General features: G+C 59.9%; 14 protein-coding genes. 9 read left to right on the plus strand and 5 right to left on the minus strand.

Annotation, left to right across the window (positions count from 1 at the left end; all coding sequences use genetic code 11):
- Positions 1–85 precede the first annotated feature (85 nt).
- The 3 genes from SH292x_RS11845 to SH292x_RS11855 are packed head-to-tail and all read left to right on the plus strand — an operon-like array spanning position 86 to position 3,132.
- Positions 86–589 carry a DinB family protein gene (locus SH292x_RS11845; protein ID WP_442485825.1) on the plus strand — a complete coding sequence of 168 codons (504 nt, stop codon included), beginning with the start codon at positions 86–88 and terminating at the stop codon, positions 587–589.
- Positions 590–623: 34 nt separating this feature from the next.
- Complete coding sequence (locus SH292x_RS11850) at positions 624–1,376, plus strand: transglutaminase-like domain-containing protein (RefSeq protein ID WP_442485826.1); 753 nt, start codon at positions 624–626, stop codon at positions 1,374–1,376.
- A 43-nt stretch (positions 1,377–1,419) separates the two neighbouring features.
- The gene (locus SH292x_RS11855) at positions 1,420–3,132 is read left to right on the plus strand and encodes a matrixin family metalloprotease (protein WP_442485827.1); all 1,713 of its coding nucleotides are present in this window, start codon (positions 1,420–1,422) and stop codon (positions 3,130–3,132) included.
- A gap of 29 nt (positions 3,133–3,161) precedes the next feature.
- Here the strand turns inward: SH292x_RS11855 and SH292x_RS11860 are convergent, their stop codons facing one another.
- The 3 genes from SH292x_RS11860 to SH292x_RS11870 all read right to left on the minus strand — a co-directional run bounded on the left by SH292x_RS11860 (position 3,162) and on the right by SH292x_RS11870 (position 6,979).
- Entirely contained in the window at positions 3,162–4,103 is a 942-nt protein-coding gene (locus SH292x_RS11860; RefSeq protein ID WP_442485828.1) for a hypothetical protein, read from the minus strand.
- Between the two features lie 135 nt (positions 4,104–4,238).
- A complete protein-coding gene (locus SH292x_RS11865) occupies positions 4,239–5,387 on the minus strand; it encodes a sugar kinase (protein ID WP_442485829.1) in 1,149 nt (382 codons plus the stop codon).
- A 179-nt stretch (positions 5,388–5,566) separates the two neighbouring features.
- Positions 5,567–6,979 carry a metallopeptidase gene (locus tag SH292x_RS11870; protein ID WP_442485830.1) on the minus strand — a complete coding sequence of 471 codons (1,413 nt, stop codon included), beginning with the start codon at positions 6,977–6,979 and terminating at the stop codon, positions 5,567–5,569.
- Positions 6,980–7,174: 195 nt separating this feature from the next.
- On the opposite strand from SH292x_RS11870, the gene gnd reads away from it, so the two are divergent.
- From gnd to SH292x_RS11900, 6 genes are all read left to right on the plus strand, one after another.
- Positions 7,175–8,635 carry a decarboxylating NADP(+)-dependent phosphogluconate dehydrogenase gene (gnd, locus tag SH292x_RS11875; RefSeq protein ID WP_442485831.1) on the plus strand — a complete coding sequence of 487 codons (1,461 nt, stop codon included), beginning with the start codon at positions 7,175–7,177 and terminating at the stop codon, positions 8,633–8,635.
- 121 nt (positions 8,636–8,756) lie between these two features.
- Positions 8,757–9,113, plus strand: a complete 357-nt coding sequence (locus SH292x_RS11880) for a hypothetical protein (RefSeq protein WP_442485832.1) — start codon at positions 8,757–8,759, stop codon at positions 9,111–9,113.
- A gap of 244 nt (positions 9,114–9,357) precedes the next feature.
- Positions 9,358–9,618, plus strand: coding sequence for a hypothetical protein (locus tag SH292x_RS11885; RefSeq protein ID WP_442485833.1), 261 nt, complete (start codon positions 9,358–9,360; stop codon positions 9,616–9,618).
- 241 nt (positions 9,619–9,859) lie between these two features.
- Positions 9,860–10,639 (plus strand): SDR family oxidoreductase, encoded by a 780-nt coding sequence (locus SH292x_RS11890; RefSeq protein ID WP_442485834.1) that lies wholly within the window; start codon positions 9,860–9,862, stop codon positions 10,637–10,639.
- A gap of 79 nt (positions 10,640–10,718) precedes the next feature.
- The gene (zwf, locus tag SH292x_RS11895) at positions 10,719–12,170 is read left to right on the plus strand and encodes a glucose-6-phosphate dehydrogenase (RefSeq protein ID WP_442485835.1); all 1,452 of its coding nucleotides are present in this window, start codon (positions 10,719–10,721) and stop codon (positions 12,168–12,170) included.
- A 213-nt stretch (positions 12,171–12,383) separates the two neighbouring features.
- On the plus strand, positions 12,384–12,605 hold the full coding sequence (locus SH292x_RS11900; RefSeq protein WP_442485836.1) for a hypothetical protein: 222 nt from the start codon (positions 12,384–12,386) through the stop codon (positions 12,603–12,605).
- Here SH292x_RS11900 and SH292x_RS11905 read toward each other — a convergent pair.
- Positions 12,602–13,858, minus strand: coding sequence for a glycoside hydrolase family 71/99-like protein (locus tag SH292x_RS11905; protein ID WP_442485837.1), 1,257 nt, complete (start codon positions 13,856–13,858; stop codon positions 12,602–12,604). The genes SH292x_RS11900 and SH292x_RS11905 overlap by 4 nt on opposite strands.
- A gap of 22 nt (positions 13,859–13,880) precedes the next feature.
- Positions 13,881–15,596: a potassium/proton antiporter gene (locus SH292x_RS11910; protein ID WP_442485838.1), complete on the minus strand. Its 1,716-nt coding sequence runs from the start codon at positions 15,594–15,596 to the stop codon at positions 13,881–13,883.
- Positions 15,597–15,670: the final 74 nt, after the last annotated feature.

Consider the following 15,670-nt stretch of genomic DNA (forward strand, 5'->3'; position numbering starts at 1 on the left):
CATGGCGTGAACCTCGCGCTCCACACGTTGCTCCTCGTAGTACAATGCGGCCTTCGCGTTGCAACTCACTTGTGGGAGCTCGTTCATGGATTTCAAAACCAGTGCCCGGCATCTGCTGGGCACCGCGCGGCAGTACACGCTCGATCAACTCGCCCAGCTCACGCAGCCCGAGCACTGGGTTTATCGGCCCACACCCGAGGCGAATCACGCCCTGTGGATCATGGGTCACCTTGCGCTGGCGGACAATCGCTTCGCGAGCCGTTTCCGCGAGCCACTCTCCCGCATTCCCGAGGGCTACGAAGAGCTTTTCTGGTTTGGTAGCACCTGCCAATCTTCGCTCGAAGCTTATCCGCCGATCGACGAGGTCCGAACCTACTTGATGGATCGCCGCGAAATGCTCCTCGGCGTGCTTGACGAGGTAACGGAGGCCGAACTCGATGGCCCCCTGCCCTCCATGAACCCGCTCAGCCCGATGATGTCGGCACCCAGCATCGGGCAGTATTTCCCCTACGCGGCGTCCCATGAAATGATGCACGCCGGCCAACTGTCCGTTTGCTGTCGCGGGCTGGGACACCGGGCTTTCAGGTAGCATCGTGTGCCGCTGGTGGGCAGATCGGCTGGGAATGGCTAAGCTGAAAGGAACATCCCCCTCGCCTCGCCCGCTCCGCTCGCCGATGACTTCACCCGCTTACTGCCGCCCTTTGGCCTACGAGGCCCTGCGTGGCGAGCTGCCGCAGATCGCCACGCAGCAGGGCCTCGTTCGGGCCGCGTGCGCGGTGGCATCGCACGAAAGCGGCCTATCGGAGTCGGCCCAGGTGCTCGAATCGCTCGATGCGATGGCCCAGACCGTCCGCAATCGTGCGCGCAGCGACTCGCCCAGCGCGTTGGTCGCTCACTTGCACGACGTACTCTTCGACCTGTTGGAGTACGGTGGGAACAACGATGACTACTACAATGCCGCCAACAGCTATTTGCCGGCGGTCCTCTCGTCGCGTCGCGGCATCCCCATAACGTTGGCCATCGTTTACAAGTACGTGGCAAGCGAGCTTGGGCTAGCGGTCCATGGCATCAACTCGCCAGGGCATTTTCTAGTGGCGGTAGAATTAGTTGAGGGTGGCAATCCGACCCTGATGTTCGTCGACCCATTTTACGGAGGTCAATTGCTCTCGCTCCCCGAGGCGTTCAATCGCATCTCGGAGACAACGGGCAAGCACGTCGACCCCAATCCTCGATTGCTCTCGCCCGCGAGCCATCAAGCTTGGATCGCGCGGCTGATCTTGAATCTGACCGCCATCTTCGCGCGCACGGGTCGCGAGAAAGATCTGTACGCCATGCAGGAGATGTTGGACCTGGTGGAGCGCGAGTATGTGGCGTAAAGGCTGTTGGCTATTGGCTGTAAGCTGTTGGCTGGTACCGGCCTTGGTCGTAGCCGATGTGGCGGTAGTCGCCAATCGCACGCCGCGCCGCGTGCCGGTCGAGATCACGGTACCTGGTACTCCGGCATGGCAGGTGACGCTCACACCGGGCGAGTCGCGTCCCATTTTCGCCGATGGTGCAAGCTCTATCTCCTTCATGTCGGGACAAGACACGAAGCAATACACGCTCGAACCGGCAAATGTCTACTTTCTTGGCGCGCGCGAGGACGGCACGATCGACCTCCAGCGAATTGGGCTCGGCGAGACCTCGCCTTTTGTAGCTGGTTTGCCCGGTTCGGCCGCAAACACTCCCCCCGCGACGATTCCGGTCAAGATACTCGTCGACGACGACGAACCCATGCGACAGTTGATGTGGGAAGGCAAGCTTCGCAAGCGAATCGCCGCGGCTTCCGAAATACTCCATCGCCACGCGATGGTGAAACTCGAAGTAGTTGCCGTCGACACCTGGACCACCGACAACGCTACCAATGACTTCCATACCACACTTGCCGAGTTCGAGAAGACGGTCGATCCTTTCCCGGGGCAACTCGCGATCGGATTCAGCAGCCAGTACGAAGTAGCCGAGGGCCGCGTCCACATGGGAGGAACTCGCGGCGCGCTGCGGCCTCACATTTTGCTTCGCGAGTGGTCGCAACACGCGAGCGAAACCGAGAAGCTGGAGCTGTTGCTGCACGAGTTGGGGCATTACTTAGGCGCTGCGCACAGCCCCGAGCCCGACAGCGTGATGCGGCCGGTGCTGGGGGATCGTCTGGCACGAAAGAAGGACTTTGTCATTCGCTTCGATCCGGTGAACACGCTGCTCATGTCGATGGTAGGCGAAGAAGTTCGCCGGCGGCGAGTCAGTAGTTTCGCAGAGATCGGTGCCGCTACGCGCAATCGCATGCAGGAAATCTACAAGATACTCGGCTATACCCGTCCCGAAGATCCAGCCGCCGGCGCGCTCGCTAGGCAACTGGGGCAAGAGCGGACTGGCGACCCGCTGAGCGATGCCGTGCGGTCGACCATCAACAGCATGACGCAGGCCGCTCGAAACAACAGCCAATTGCCGCTCGCCGCGGAAGTCGCCGCGGGTCCTACGCGAGTGGAGGGGGACGCACTGTTCGAAGAACTCGTGCGACTAGCCGCCCGCGAAGCGGCCAAAGCCCCCGCTGAACTGCAGGCGAAGGTTTTCCTGCTCGCTATTGGCATTGCGGTGGGCGACCCCGAGCAACTGAATCGCCTGCCAGCCATCGCGCCAGTTCTGAATCGGATCGAAACGCCCGCCGAGCGTTCGGTTCGTACGACCTACATCGGTCAGCCGACTGCGCGCGGACGATACGACCTGGCAAGGCACTTCTCGGTCGCCGCAATGCTCGTCGGCCTGCAAGGCCAAGATTCGGCCGAGACGCTCAGCGTGGCGAAGGAGCTACTCGACTCGAGCGGCGGCGGAACCGGCTTCAGCTTCGCCGACCTCGCCGCCGACAAAGCGGGCATACGTCTCGCAAAGGATCTGTTGGCAGGCAAGTTGAAGCTCGACACAGTCGCGGAGAATTTCTCCGTCGACCGCTACCTGCCCGACATCCGCGAACTGCCCGAGGGAATGACCACCATGCAGTTCATCAACCAGTACGGCGGCAAAGACGACCCACGGTTCGTGCGGATGATGGAAGAGATCGAGTTGGGAATCAACGAGCTACCGGCGTACAAGACTCCGTAGAAGCTAACGGATTGAATTCCGTTGTACTTCTAACGCGTCAGGAGCTTGCGAGCGTCCGCTACGTTGGTTCGCTTTTCTTCCATCAGTTCGCTAATTCTTTGATGGCCGGCGCGAGTTTGGCTGACAACGAGTGATCGATTCGCCGTGAATGGCCGCATCGAACAACCCTCCGGCCATTCGATACCGGCCTGCTTGCGAAGCATTTCTGTGAGCAGCACGAAGTCGCTCGGCTTGACCTGATTTGCGGGTAAGCCTTGAGCGTACTGCTCCAGTAAATCGTCGACGGCATAGACAACGGTGTAAACCTCGGAGTCCTCCGTAGCATCCCCTTCCGCCGCGCTGATGGGCGTGATGGCCGCTTCATCGATGCCGGGGCGATCGATCACCATCCGCGCGACCAACTTGCCGTTGTCGCCAGCAGCGTCGCGAACTTCAAATGGCTTACCCAGCTCGACGGTTCGAACGACCCGCCAACTTTCGGTAGCTAGGACCGGTGCTTGGGTAGAAGTACTTCCCTCGCCGACACCGGGCACCTTATCCACACTCCGGATGCTCGACACGGCGAACGACGCATCTACGTGAACGTGGTCGCCCGCAAGTGAGACAACAGTCACAGTACCCGAAGTTCCTTCGCGCAACGTGGTCACCAACGGTTCGGGAGTATCCTCCGAACCCGGACGAATACCAGTGACGAATGGCGTTTGGCTTTCAGAAGAAATCGACCCTTGCTGGCCCTCGAGAATAACGAGGGACGGCGCGGAGACTGGCTTGGAACCCGAGGCACCATCAGCAGCGTACAGCTCGCACTTCACGACAAACTGGGTCGCGTGGCGTACCGCGGGAATCGGCACCACCGAGGTGCGCGTCGCGACGCGAGGCGTCTCGGAAATCTCGGCGATGCCGGCCTCTTGGGCGTACAGCGGCGAAGCCGCCAGAATCCAACCCAACACCAGCGCAGTAATCATTCGCATCGCATCGCCTCCTAGTTTGTCGCAGGTTGCCCAAGCCGGGGGCGAGACTAGAGAACTAGCCAGCAAGCGTCAACACGGATGCGGGGAAATGCGTGGGTGGTAGGCAGTCAGGGGTGTGCAGCACGTATGCTAGCTCTACCGCTGCACGCGCGCCGAGCCACCTTGAGCCAGGGCTTCTACCTCGGCCAGCGATGCCATCGTCACGTCGCCGGTGAAAGTGGTGAGCAGCGCGCCGTGGGCCCAACCCAGACGCAGGGCGTCTTCGGGGTGGCGACCGTCTAGAAAGCCATAGATCAACCCCGCCGCGAAACCATCGCCACCACCAATGCGACACACCACATCGAGCTGCATCTCCGTCATCGGGTTCGCGATCAGCTTGGGCGAATCGGCGGCGCTGCGGTCGTAGCTTGCAATGTCCCGCGGGTACTTTGCCCCGTCGATCCACAACACGGCCGACCACGTGTGACGATTGGTCGAATGAACGTGCCGCAGCGTGGTGGCGACGACCTTGATGTTCGGGAAGTCGGCCTTCACGCGCTCGATCATGGAGAAGAACGCCGCGGGGTCGAGATCGCCCTGCTTCTCGACGTCCTGACCCTCGTAGCCAAGGCCCTTCTGCAGGTCCTCTTCGTTGCCAATCAGCACGTCGACGTGCTTCGCGATATCGCGATTCATCGCGATGCCCTTCTTCTCGCCGCCGGGCAGCGTCTTCCAAAGCTTCGCACGGTAGTTGAGGTCGAACGACGTGACGGCTCCAGCAGCCTTAGCGGCTTGCATGCCTTCGAGAATGAGGTCCGAGGTCCGCTCGCCGATGGCCGCGTAGATGCCACCTGAGTGAAACCACCGTACGCCGCGGGCGAAGATCGACTTCCAATCGAAGTCGCCAGGGCCAAGCTGCGCGGCGGCTTCGTTGGCGCGGTTGTACTGCACCACGGGGGGACGAACGCCCAGGCCGCGATCGCTATAAACGGTCGCAATGTTCGGTCCCCGCACGCCATCGTGCTTGAACCGCTTATAGATCGGCTCGACCCCCATCTCGCGCACACGGGCCTCAACCAGCTCGCCAATCCCATAGTCGACCATCGCCGAAGCAATGGCGGTCCGCATGCCAAAGCAGCTCGCCAAGTTCGCCGCGACGTTGTACTCGCCACCCGAGACGTGGATCTCGAACGACCGCGCGCGGCGGAACGGCACGGTCCCGGGGTCGAGGCGATGCACCAGCGCCCCCAGCGAAAGCAGGTCGATTTCACACTCGTGGGCGGGTTTAAGAGAGAGTACGGACATGCGGATGGCCAATAGTGGTGGGCGTAGGGACGAACGAACCCGTCATTATCTTCGAGCACCCAGCAGTGTCAAAACCCACCGGGCCTGGATTTGCACCAGAGCAAACGAATGTCCGGAAAATCGGATGAATCGTTCGAATTCGTCACCTTTTAGTTACAGCCGGCGAAAGAATAAACGACTCAGCGGGCGGGCAACTGGCGAGACGTTTCTTGGCCATTGGGGGCGATCGCTCGAATCAGACTCGGCTGCTGACCACCGACCATCTTCTCGACTTCTTCGAAGGTGAACTTTACTTCTTTGGGGAGAGCCTGCTCGTCGTACGTCACGTGATGATGGATGTCGCCTCCCACGTGAAACCCGATCCAGGGAATGCCATCCTCGCAAGTGATAATTACCTCGTCCTCGCTTAACTCAATCTTGGGAGTCGCCTGGCTATTCCCCGGTGCTTCGAGCTGAAACCAGGGGCTCCAACGCAAGTACGAGGCGCTAACCGGCGAAAAGTACCCTTCTTCGTTCTCCTCGAAATACCGCGGCTCCGAATTCCGTCCGCTAGGAGGGTCGTAGAACGTAAACGCGCGATTGAAGTGATCGAAACCACGCGTCATGATGTCCAAGGGATCGGTGGAGTGAGGCAGCCCGAACGTGTGGCCCATCTCGTGCAGAGTCGCCCCGATGGTAGTGGAGGACAATCCCCAAATGGTGCTGCGACCCACGCTGTCGTCGTGCACTCGCGCGGCGTCAAACCGAGAATCGTCTAGGAACGCCTCTGCAGAAGTGCCGATGCTCGCTGGCCAAGAAAACACCGAGGCGCTGCCAAATAGTCCGAGGTTACCGCCGCCCAGTGCCGTGTGCGACTTTAGCCGGCCCGTGTTCTCGTCCTTACGTGTGTAGGCGGCTAGAACGACGTTCTTCGCCATCTCGTCTGGATGCTCCTGGTTCAGCCAACCATAGATGTCGCGCCACCAGAATTGGTCGTCCGGCATGTTATGGTACTCCTCCATGCTTTTCGGCCCCGCCCACGTGCGCACCACCACCTGGCCATCGTCGTCATGCTCTAAGCGAAAGGTGCGGTGGCCGTAACCTAGTTCGTTCATCCGCTCGGCGGTGAAGGTCTGCATCAACAGCGCCGCCGTCCTCAAGCGGTTCTCATAATCTTGCATCGTCTCGTCATCGGGCGTGGCGTAGCGGGTGTCCCCCGAGTTGTCCGTCATCCAAACCAACCGCACGTAGTGAGGATTCGTTTGCGGTTTGTAGTTGAGCACAAACTGGAGAGGCTCGGTGTTTCGCTCGGTCGACAACTCGATGCGGTTCTCGCCCTCTGCCAGTGTCACCAATGCACGAAATCGGCCTTCGTGCTGCACCACGCGTATCTGCTCGGCTTCGCCCTCTGCGCCGAGCTTCGGCGCGTCGGCGTTCTGGATAACCAGCTTGCCGGCGTCTGCGGGGACGGTTCCTTGCAGCAGGGCGACCGAATAGCCAATGGTCGAACCGGATGCATGGTTACTGACTTCAATCGTGCCGGATGCTAGAGCGGCATTCGCGGCAAATAGGCAGAGAGAAACACAGACCGAGTAAAGGCAGCTAGGTTTCAAAGTTCACCCCCGGGTGGTATTGCGATGCCCAGCGGCATCGACATTTGTCGGCCAGGGCTGCTACCGCTAGCCCCCCGCCGGCCAACAGTCCCGCCATATTGACCATCGGCGCAAATATGCAGATCATCGTGGTACGCTCTGGCTTGAGCAGTTCACGACCCGATCCCTCCTTTTATACCACAATTGGGAAACCTGATGTCCGATTTATGCGATTTTGGCCTGATCGGCCTGGCGGTAATGGGTGAGAATCTGGCTCTGAACGTCGAGAGCCGTGGCTACAAGGTGGCCGTGTTCAATCGCACCACCAGCGTGGTCGACGCCTTTATCAACGGCCGCGCCAAGGGCAAGAACTTCGTTGGGTGCCACACGGTCGAAGAACTAGTCAAGTCGCTCAAGCGCCCCCGCAAGGTAATGATGCTCATCAAGGCCGGCCCGGCCGTCGATGCGGTGATCGAGCAACTCCTGCCGCTTTTGGACAAGGGCGACATCATCATTGATGGCGGCAACACCTTCTACGCCGACACCGAACGCCGCACTAAGTACGTCGAAGAGCAAGGCTTGCTGTTCTGCGGCACCGGTGTATCGGGTGGCGAAGAGGGCGCGCTGAAGGGTCCCAGCATGATGCCGGGCGGCTCGGTCGAATCGTGGGAACACGTGAAGCCCATTTTCCAGGCCATCGCCGCCAAGGTGGGTCCGAACAACGACATCCCCTGCTGCGAATGGGTTGGCCCCCGCGGTGCTGGGCACTACGTGAAGATGGTGCACAACGGCATCGAGTACGGCGACATGCAGCTCATCTGCGAGGCCTACTTCCTGATGAAGGAAGCCCTGGGCCTGACGAACGACGAGCTCTACGACGTGTTCGCCGAGTGGAACCGTGGCGAACTCGACAGCTACCTGATCGAGATCACCCGGGACATCTTCAGCGTCAAGGACACCGATGGCACGTTCATGGTCGATAAAGTGCTCGACCGCGCTGGTGCCAAAGGAACCGGCAAGTGGATGAGCCAACTGGCGCTCGACCTTGGCGTGCCAAGCACCCTGGTGACCGAAGCCGTGTACGCCCGCAGTCTCTCGGCACTGAAGGACGAACGCGAACGCGCCTCGAAAGTGCTCAAGGGTCCGCATGGCGAGCACCTGAACGGCAAGAAGTACGACGGCGACAAGCAGAAGTTCATCGACCAGGTCCGCCACGCCCTCTACGCGTCGAAGATCGTCAGCTACGCCCAAGGCTTCGTGCAACTGCAAGCCGCCGCGGCCGAGCACGATTGGCCGCTGAACTACGGCGACTGCGCCATGCTGTGGCGTGGTGGCTGCATCATCCGCGCGGTGTTCCTCGATCGCATCAAGGAAGCCTTCGACAAGAACCCGAAGCTTGAGAACCTGCTGCTCGCGCCGTACTTCGGCGAAGCGATCGACAAGGCCCAGGATGCATGGCGTCACGTCGTGGCCACCGCCGCCACGCTCGGCATCCCGGTCCCGGCGTTCTACACGGCCCTCGCTTACTACGATGGCTACCGCCGCGCGACGCTGCCGGCCAACCTGCTGCAAGCCCAACGCGACTACTTCGGTGCCCACACCTACGAACGCACCGACAAACCCCGCGGCGAGATGTTCCACACCGAATGGCTCGATCTACGGAAGGATCCTTCGTAATAGGCGCGCCGAAAGTTTCGGCGCCCGGAACTGGTAGGAGCCCCCTATCGCCAGTGGGTGTACGCAGAAACCAGCTCAACGTGGTCATTTGAATTCCAAGGCAGTCTCGGAGTTGCTCCGCATGCATCAGTATGATCAGGCCGTGGAACGAATTCGGCAGCAGAATGACTCCGAAGAAGCAAGGCATTGGTTGGCGCGAACTGGGAGCGTTTACGGCATAGTCCATGAGATGTCCCATGAAGAAACTATCGATGCAATAGAAGAGTGCTACATGCGTGGGGCGAAGCTGGTCGAGGTAATGGGTGAACTGCCCGCAAATCCTAGCGACAATAATGCAAATATGCTTCTAATCACACTTCCTGAGGAGAAGATTTTCCGCAAGCAATTATTTGAGCTAGAGCAAGCAATTGCTGACATGTCCGGCTACCAGCTAAGCGTTGACGAAGGTCAGAAATACGTCCTGTTACTATGGACTTAGACACGATTTAAGTATTGATTGTTGACCATCACCGAAGTAACCGCGTTCATCCTGCCAATTCCGCGACCTTCGGCGTCCCATTTTTTCGAAGCAACGTGCCTCACCCAGAATAAAACCCACCCCACGCCGCGAACCCATCACTGTCAGGGAATAGGAGGAATGTGAAAGGGACCTAAAAGTGGTTGCCGTCGCGCTCCTGGGGGTTGTGGCCATGGGGGTGGCCGGGTGGATAGTGTATTGTCGCGTGAGTCGCCGGTCGCTCGCCTTCCAGCTAGGCCAGCGTGGCCTGTGGATCGACTACCAGTTTTACCACTGGCAAGATCTCGTGGCCGTGACGCACTACGCCCAGCTGGGTATGCTGCTAATTAAAGTCCGCCGCTCGGACGACGTGCCGCTGGCGTTTCACGTAGAGCTTGAGAAAACTCGTTACCGCCGGTGGGATGATCGAAGACTGCGGGAGGAGTTTCGGCGGCGGGTGGAGAAGTTGAATTGGAAGTCCGTGTGATTGAACTACACGCCGCATAAAAGAATTAGACGCGGATTGTCGCGGATTCGGCCGGATGAACGCGGATCGAGGTTGGAGCCAACCTATTGTCTTTGACTCCGCGCGAATCCGCTTCGATCTGCGAAGATCCGCGACGAATTCCTCTACGCGACCCCAGTTGTGACTCTGCCCAACCCACCTCCGGCAGCTAACGCTGACCGGCTCAATTAAGACCTGCTAATACTCCCTGGTAAACCCAAACATGTCCTATCTCGATAAACTCTTCAGCTTCGACGGCCAGGTGGCCGTGGTGATTGGTGGTACTGGCGTCTTGTGTGGCGAGATGGCTCAGGGGCTGGGGCAGGCCGGCGCGCATGTTGTCGTGGCGGGGCGGAGCGAAGAGCGTGGGCTCGCCCGCGTCGAGGCCATCGTCAACGCCGGTGGCAAGGCGTCGTTCGCGTCCGTTGATGCAATGAGCAAGGCTTCGATTCAGGAACTCTGCGACACCGTGGTCAAGAACCATGGCCGCGTCGACGCGGTGATCAATGGCGCTGGGGTCAACTCGGCAACCCCCTATTTTGACATCGAAGACGAAGAGTTCGACCGCATTTTGCGGAGCAACCTTTCGGCGGTCCACTACAGTTGCCAAGTGTTTGGCAAGCACATGATCGACTCCGGCACGGGCGGCTCGATTCTTAACATTGGCAGCGTGACCAGCTTCCTGCCACTCTCCAAAGTATTCACCTATTCGGCGTCAAAGGCCGCGGTGCTGAGCCTCACTAAGAACGTGGCCCGCGAGTTCGCTACTAAAGGCGTGCGGGTGAACTGCCTTTGCCCCGGCTTTTTCCCCGCCGAGCAGAACCGTAAAATCTTAAGCGAAGAACGCGTGACCGACATCATGCGGCACACACCGATGCGGCGATTCGGCGAACCCGGCGAGCTGATCGGAGCGACGCTGCTATTGCTGTCACGAACCGCGGGAAGCTTCATCACAGGCGAGGCGATCTACGTCGACGGCGGCTTCACGTCCATGACCATTTAACAAAATCCCAATGCCGAATGACCAATGACCCAATCTTCCATTGGTCATTGGGTATTTCGTCATTGGTCATTCGAGCCTTATGCCTCACACCATCGTTATCTTCGGCGCTTCGGGCGACCTGACGCAGCGCAAGCTCATTCCCGCTCTCTACCAACTGCATCGCAAGAAGCGACTGCCGGCGGATACGCGGGTCGTTGGCTTTTCGCGGACCGAGTTCTCGCACGACGAGTGGCGTAAGTCGCTCGAAGAGAGCACCAAGAAGTTCGCCGGCAAGAACTTCGATGCCGAGTCATGGACCACCTTCGCCCCCAAGGTGTTCTACCACCCGGGCGACATCGGCAATCTGGAAGATTTCAAAACACTTGGCACCTTTCTCACCGAGATCGAAGGCGACGGCAAAAGCTCTCGCGTTTACTATCTCTCAACAGCCCCGCGCTTCTACGGCCCCGCGGCCGAGATGCTTGGTGCGGCTGGGCTCGCCGATGAGTCGAATGGCCCGCGACGTGTTGTCATTGAGAAGCCGTTTGGCACCGACGGCGAGAGCGCTCGCCAGCTGAACGACGTGGTGCACACCGTGTTCGCCGAGCGGCAGGTCTATCGCATCGACCACTATCTGGGCAAAGAGACCGTCCAGAATCTGCTCGTGCTGCGTTTCGCCAACACTATTTTCGAGCCGGTGTGGAATCGCAACTACATCGACCACGTCCAGATCACGGTGGCCGAGGAGGTCACCATCGGCAGCCGCGCCGGGTACTACGAATCCGCCGGCATCGTCCGCGACATGTTCCAAAATCACATTCTGCAACTGCTGATGATCACGGCGATGGAAGCGCCGGTTCGCTACGCCGCGGACCCCGTGCGTGACGAGAAGGTCAAAGTACTGCAGGCCGTGCGGCCGATGACGCCCGAAATGCTCACCGCCGACACCTTCCGTGGACAGTACGACGGGTACTTGAAAGAAAAAGACGTCGCCGACAACAGCCAAACCGCCACGTTCGCGGCGATGAAGCTGTGGATCGACAACTGGCGCTGGAATGGCGTTCCGTTCTTTTTGCGGAGCGGCAAGGCGATGAGTTGCCGGACGACGCAAATCGTCATCCAGTTCCGCCAGCCGCCCCACATGCTCTTCAGCACCGGCGGGCGGGAGTGCCAGGCCGATCGCTTGGTGATTCAAGTGCAACCTGCCGAAGGCATTCAGTTGCACTTTCAAACGAAGGTCCCCGACCAGGGCATGCGAATCCGCCAAACCGATCTCGACTTCCGCTACGACCGCGACTTCCCCGGCACGATGCCCGAAGCGTACGAGCGACTTCTGCTCGACGCCCTCGAAGGCGACGCCAGCCTCTTCGCCCGCGCCGATGAGGTGGAAGCGGCGTGGAAGATATGCGATCCCATCCTTCAGCACTGGGCAAACGAAAACCAGCCGCCGGTCTATAAATACGAGCAAGGACTCTGGGGTCCGCAGCAGTCGACCGAATGGATGGAAGCCACCGGCCGCGAATGGTTCGACGCGTGCCCCGTGCTGAGCTGAGTCGGTGGCCTCCGCGTAGAGACTCGATCCTTTACGGCGAAGCGTGGCCTGATTTAGTTCGGCACCTGCAAGGCCCCCGTGCGAAACAGGTTTGACTCGCTGGCCGAGACCTATTTTGCAATGTTGATGACTGAACCGGAGAAAGCATCCGCACCCATCAACACGTAGCTCGCCGGGCAGCTCTCGGACGAAGTTTCGTCAATTCCCCGGTTTATGACGATCTACAAACGAGATAATCGCCACTACGACCGCGAAGCACAGGCAGAGCACGAGACCGACTTTGCCCAGTTCCAGCAGTATCTTCAAAATGTCGTCGGGGTCGTTGATGGCTCAGCTTCTTCCTCTCGAGGGCGTCGATTCGAGATGGCCGCAAATCACAATGTAGCGAATCTCGAGGATCAACGCGAACAACGTCGCGTCAAACCGCCAGGTTAGTCGCGCACGGGCATCTTTTCGGGCTGCAACTTCGCCTCGGGCTCAAACAACTCCCCTGCCCTCCCCGTGAGCCACAGGTAGTGATCGCTCGGCACGTCTTCGGTGAGGAACTTCGCAGTGCCAACCGGTGGTGATTTATCGAACTTCAGGATCGCCGTCCCTTCGTCGAGTTCATCGAACATCGCAATGTACAGTGTCCGCGCACCCGCGCGGCGGTAGTTCCAGCACTGCGACCAGAAGAACTCGCCGCCGCGCCGCGGAATTTGATCGAAACGTGCCTCCTCGCCGCGAGTCCGCTGCAAGTTCTGCCAGCTAAAGCCTGGAAACGCAACAGGCAGGTACTCGATGTAGCGCTCGCGACACCACGCCGCGTCGTCGATCGCCGTCTTATCGACAAACGTTTTGACTTCCTCCGGCGAACTGACACGCCCCACGGTCCACGGGCTGAGCACGTCGACGGTGTGTAGTAGCTCGTGCAAACGCGGGTCGGCGATCGCGTCGCGGTCCAGCGTCCGCCAGTAAGTCGGCACCCCCACCATCACGGCGTAGCCCTGTTGCTTGAAGAACTGAATTAGCCGCGCCCATTCGTCGAGCGCCGGGGGACGGTCCGAAAAGCCGAGGCCCCACAGCGCGACAAGTGGCTGCCCTCGAAACTTGACGTAGTGCCGGTCGTTGAGGTCCTTCGCGACGCCGAACGACTTCTGCAAATGCTTGAAATCCTCCTCCACCAAGCCGAACTGATCGGGACGCGTTCCACTCAGGTCGTACATGAGCCCCCACACACGATCGTGCTTCGTTGCCGAACCCTGCACGTTTTGGAGGACTTGATCCATCGCCGTGCGGTGCGTTTCGTCTCGCGTATTCGCAGAGAACCGTTGCAAGAACACGCCATCGACGCCGTATTCTTTCATCCAGCGAAAGTGCAGGTCGGTCGTCGCTGGCCGGACCGAGCTAAACACCTGAGCGACCGTGCCATCCTTCTTTCGAAATTCGGTATCGAACCGATCTTCCTCTGGCAGCTCGCTGACGTCGGGCCATAACTCGATGGTTGCGTGCGCGGCATCGAACTTCGGGCCCGACGCGTAGTGATGCCACCCACACCCCGAACCATCGGCCGGCACGCGGAACCAACCCTGGTATCCACACATCACCTTGCCGACGAGTTCCTCATCGCTTCTCGCCTGCAAGCAGGAGATCATCATCGCGAGCAACACCAAAGCACTTCGGCCGGCTAGCTCATACGCCATTCTCATGAAACACCTCGTCGTGTTGAGTTTACCCTTCGTCCACGAGCAGTCCCACCTGCTCGATCATGCCGGCATTATCAATCTGACGAACTCGCAGCGTCACGTCGCGGCAGCGGATCACCTGTCCCACCTTCGGAGCATCGACCGAAACCTCGCGGAGCGCCTCGCCCAGCGTAAGGTCGCGCGATACCCCCAGTACAATGCCGTACATCTCCTCGAACTCCGCCACCGTAATGCTGGCTCGTAAGGGAAACTCGAATCCCACGGGCAGCCCTGCATGGTGCGTTGGGTCGTTGGCGAAGATGCGATCGACCAAAGGACGCGTGTCGGGCTTCAGCACCAACATCACGTGATCGCCCGGCTCGAGCACTGTATTGCCCTGGGGCGGAATGATTTCACGCTCACGCGCAATCATCGCGATCACCGCCCCCTGTGGCAGTGCGAGATCACGCACGCGGCGGTGCGCCGTTCGCGAACCAGCACCCACGGTGTAGTCTACAATATCGCCATCCACATGCCGCAGCGAACTGATCTCTAACTGAACCGGTGGCACGGGGCGAGCCGGGACTTCCAGCCCCAGCCACCTGGCGACCGTGGGCAAACTCGCCCCTTGGATGATCGCGGACATCACCACCACAAAGAACACCACGTCGAAAATCATGCCGGCGTGCGGTGTGTCATACATCAGCGGGAACGTGGCCAGCGTAATCGGCACGGCTCCCTTCAAGCCCACCCATGAAATGAACACCAGCTCGCGAAGGCTGAATCGAAACGGCACTATGGTCAAGAATACCGCAATCGGACGAGCGACGAAAATCAACACCGCTCCCACCAGTAGACCCTGCCATGCCACGTCGAGCAGACGACTAGGAAAGCTCAACAGCCCGAGCACCACGAACATCACGATCTGCGCCAGCCATGCACTCGCGTCGTGGAACAATCGAATACCACGCTGGAACACGATCCGATTGTTGCCAATCACCAGACCCGCGAGGTAAATCGCGAGGAAGCCACTACCGCCGAGCAGAACGGCGAGCCCAAACGTCAGCATGCCCCAGCCCGTGACAAGTATGGGATAGAGCCCCGCCGCGTCGAGATTAATCCAATTAATCAACCGGACGGCCGCGAAACCGAGCGCGATGCCGACCACCGCTCCTACGATCATCTGACTCGCGAACATCGTCAGCATTCCAACGCCGAGCGTCATCTCGCCCAGCAACACTTCGATGCAGCCCACCGTGAGAAAGATGGCCATCGGATCGTTCGAAGCGCTCTCGACTTCCAGCACGGACTGCAATCGATTCGAAAGCGACACGCCCCCCGATCGCAGCACCGAAAACACGGCCGCCGCGTCGGTCGATCCGACGATGCTGCCAATCAAGATGCCTTGCAGCAAGTCGATACCCAAAATCCAGTGCGCGGCGACCCCCGTCACTAAGGCCGTGATCAACACGCCGGGAACCGCCAGCGCGACCGCCGGCTTCCACACCAGGCGTACCGCTTCGATCGGCGTGCCAAGCCCACCATCGAAAAGGATGATGGCCAGCGCGATCGTGCCGATGCCGTGCGCGAGGCGAAAGTCTTCGAAGTCGATCCCGCCAATCCCCTCGGAACCCGCAAGCATCCCCACGGCGAGAAACAGCACCAGCACCGGCATTCCCAGCCGTGCTGAGAGCTTGCTGGAAGCAATGCCCAGCAGGACCAGAATCCCGCCCACCAAAATCAGCACGTCTACTGGAAACAAAGCACCAATACCCGATCGTTACTTCACGCGCGATCCCCTTTTTCCTGACTCCCTAGTATAGAACTCTCGCCGCG

Origin of the sequence: Aeoliella fuhlenseeensis (assembly GCF_052161615.1) — a bacterium.
GTDB lineage: Bacteria > Planctomycetota > Planctomycetia > Pirellulales > Lacipirellulaceae > Aeoliella.

What these genes read in the sequence shown, in the direction of transcription:
- SH292x_RS11845 (WP_442485825.1), top strand. Translation starts at nt 86, where the DNA reads ATGGATTTCAAAACCAGTGCCCGGCATCTGCTGGGCACCGCGCGGCAG.
- SH292x_RS11850 (WP_442485826.1), top strand. Translation starts at nt 624, where the DNA reads ATGGCTAAGCTGAAAGGAACATCCCCCTCGCCTCGCCCGCTCCGCTCG.
- SH292x_RS11860 (WP_442485828.1), bottom strand. Translation starts at nt 4,103, where the DNA reads ATGCGAATGATTACTGCGCTGGTGTTGGGTTGGATTCTGGCGGCTTCG.
- SH292x_RS11865 (WP_442485829.1), bottom strand. Translation starts at nt 5,387, where the DNA reads ATGTCCGTACTCTCTCTTAAACCCGCCCACGAGTGTGAAATCGACCTG.
- gnd (WP_442485831.1), top strand. Translation starts at nt 7,175, where the DNA reads ATGTCCGATTTATGCGATTTTGGCCTGATCGGCCTGGCGGTAATGGGT.
- SH292x_RS11880 (WP_442485832.1), top strand. Translation starts at nt 8,757, where the DNA reads ATGCATCAGTATGATCAGGCCGTGGAACGAATTCGGCAGCAGAATGAC.
- SH292x_RS11890 (WP_442485834.1), top strand. Translation starts at nt 9,860, where the DNA reads ATGTCCTATCTCGATAAACTCTTCAGCTTCGACGGCCAGGTGGCCGTG.
- zwf (WP_442485835.1), top strand. Translation starts at nt 10,719, where the DNA reads ATGCCTCACACCATCGTTATCTTCGGCGCTTCGGGCGACCTGACGCAG.
- SH292x_RS11900 (WP_442485836.1), top strand. Translation starts at nt 12,384, where the DNA reads ATGACGATCTACAAACGAGATAATCGCCACTACGACCGCGAAGCACAG.
- SH292x_RS11905 (WP_442485837.1), bottom strand. Translation starts at nt 13,858, where the DNA reads ATGAGAATGGCGTATGAGCTAGCCGGCCGAAGTGCTTTGGTGTTGCTC.